The organism is Schumannella sp. 10F1B-5-1, from assembly GCF_006517535.1.
Lineage (GTDB): Bacteria > Actinomycetota > Actinomycetes > Actinomycetales > Microbacteriaceae > Schumannella.
Window position 1 is genome coordinate 1 of sequence record NZ_VHQH01000297.1, and the last position, 332, is coordinate 332.

1 pseudogene is annotated in these 332 nt (G+C 76.8%); it reads right to left on the reverse strand.

Annotation, left to right across the window (positions count from 1 at the left end):
- Positions 1–52: 52 nt before the first annotated feature.
- Positions 53–332 (reverse strand): annotated as a pseudogene (locus FJ658_RS15770) (hypothetical protein); the annotation flags it as partial.

Consider the following 332-nt stretch of genomic DNA (forward strand, 5'->3'; position numbering starts at 1 on the left):
GCGGCTGCCTCTTCACGGGCCGCACCGCCGGACGCGCCATCGCCGCGTCGCTCTAACGGGAGAGCGTCCAGGCGCGGCGCTTGACCAGGATGTGGCCGCGCCGGGTCGTGAGGCGGGTCCAGGGACCGGTCTCGTAGGAGGTCACGGCGTCCTCGCCGAGGAAGCCGAGGCTCACGGCGGCGAAGCCCGCGCCGGCCGGGATGTGCGGGGCGTCGGGCATCTCCCGCCCCCACACCTCCGCGCGCACGCGGCGCACGATCGACTCGCCCACCGCATCCGGCACCGCCTCGGCGACCTCGGCGATGCCCGCGCGCGCGACGCGGTCGAGCGAC